At 67.2% G+C, this 2,002-nt stretch carries 2 protein-coding genes; both read right to left on the bottom strand.

Annotation, left to right across the window (positions count from 1 at the left end; genetic code table 11):
- The coding region (locus JCM19049_RS12695; RefSeq protein WP_279403154.1) for a PIN domain-containing protein at positions 1 to 677 on the bottom strand (677 nt) is incomplete at its 3' end.
- A gap of 350 nt (positions 678 to 1,027) precedes the next feature.
- Positions 1,028 to 1,786 (bottom strand): isoprenyl transferase, encoded by a 759-nt coding sequence (locus tag JCM19049_RS12690; RefSeq protein WP_054821770.1) that lies wholly within the window; start codon positions 1,784 to 1,786, stop codon positions 1,028 to 1,030.
- Positions 1,787 to 2,002: the final 216 nt, after the last annotated feature.

The following is a 2,002-nucleotide window of genomic DNA, read 5'->3' as shown; positions in this document are numbered from 1 at the left end:
CCGAACGCCTCCCGGTCCCCGCGCACCAAGCGGATCGATCCGTCGTGCACCTTGCGTCCCAGCGCCGAACCACGCACCGAGGTGATCACCAACCCGGTGTTCACCGGCGCGTCGGCCACCTCGGGTGGGGCGTCGAGCCGCTCGGATTCGTAGAGTTCGGCCATCGCCTGGGCGTCCAGCTCCAGCTCCTGGATCCCGCTCCAGCCCGAGGAGCGGGTCAGTTCACTGCGGTACACCTCCGCGTGGATGCCGATCGCCGAGGCCTTGATGCGCATCGGCAGGTCCTTGGTCACCAGCGCGACCTCAAGCCCGGCATCCAGGATGTTCTTGGCCACCGCCAGGATCCGGCTGTCATTGTCGGTGCTGCGCATCCCCACCGGCAGCACTTCCTGGGCGATGTTGTTCAGTTCGATGCGCAGGCTCCCGCCGGATTCCCCCACCGGCACCGCCGTGCCCAGTCCACCGTGCTCCTGAATCAGATCGTCGAGGTTCCGCAGCGCCTGTCGGGCGAAGTATCCCAGCTCCAGGTCCTTGCGCTTGTGCTCCAGTTCGGTGACCACGGTCAGCGGGATCACCACCGGATGCTCGGCAAAGTTGAAGATGGCATGCGGGTCAGAGAGCAGCACCGAGGTGTCCAGCACATAGGTCCTGGGGGTTAGTTCGGTCTGTTGGGCCATGACGATCCACCCGTTCTCGAATTCAGCGTGGGGGCTCTCCCCACGCATCAGTGGGAAAAGCCCGCACCGGAATTCCGCTGGGCCGCCGGCCGACGGCCCCGTCAAACGCGCGGGCAACCATCCAGTGTCGAACCTTTCGTTCGGCCCGGCCGTCCTGGCTGGGCCTGTGTGCCCAGCCTATCCCCGGCGGGAGTCGAAAAAGCCAACACCAGGTTTCTTTTGGGTATCGATCAGGTTCTGAGCTCGAAGCTCACGCAGATGGCGCTGTCAGCCGCGTTTGCCACCACCCCGGCCCGCCGGACCGGTCTTCGCGGCGGTGGGGGCCGGTCGAAAAAAGGAGATGGGCCGAGTCAGGCCCCGAAGCGGCGCTGCCGGTCGGCGAAGTCCGCAGCCCGCAGGAAGTCGACACGCCGGAAGTCCGGCCACAGGGCCTCGCAGAAGTAGAACTCCGAGTAGGCGCTCTGCCAGGTCAGGAACCCGGACAGGCGCTGTTCCCCGCTGGTGCGGATCACCAGGTCCGGGTCCGGCTGGCCCTTGGTGTACAGGTAGGCGCCCAGCGAGTCCACGTCCAGGTTGTCCGCGACGTCCTTCAGGGACTGGCCGCGGCTGGCCGCGTCGTTCAGCAGCGATTTGACCGCGTCGATGATTTCGCGACGGCCCCCGTAGCCGATGGCCACGTTCACGTGCACGCCATTGCGGTTGGCGGTGGCAGCCTCCAGGTCGGTCAGCTTCTGGGCCAGGTCCGCCGGCAGCAGGTCCCGGGCCCCCACCTGCTGCACCTGCACCCGGTTGGTGTGTCCCAGCTCGTCGAGCAGGTTGCCGATGATGTCCAGCAGGTCACGCAGTTCGGCCGGTTCCCGGTTCAGGTTGTCGGTGGAGAGCATGTACAGGGTCACGACCTTGATGCCCAGGTCCTCACACCATTCCAGGAACTCCAGGATCTTCTCCGCCCCGGCCTGGTGGCCGGCGGCGGTGGTGCTTCCGGCCAGCTTCGCCCACCGGCGGTTCCCATCGACCATCACACCGATGTGGTGCGGCAGCTTGTCCCCCGGCAGCGACCTGGCCAGCCGGCGCTCGTAGAGTCGATAGGCAAGGGACGGTAGGCCCACCTGCTCCTCCTGACGTGTCCTCTTGTCCATGTGGCGTGAAACCTGGCGGCATGCGCGCCGTGCCGTGCGGCACTGTGTCTAAATTTACCGCCTTACCGGCCCCGGGGCGTGCATCCGCGCCGCCACACATCGCCACCGCGCCGTCCCTGTTCTCCCTCTACCCCCGGCGCAGCGTCTGGAGCAGGGCGGCCGCGTCGGCCACCGGCGCCTGGCAGG

The organism is Arthrobacter sp. JCM 19049, assembly GCF_001310435.1.
This window is presented reverse-complemented; position numbering and strand designations above follow the sequence as displayed.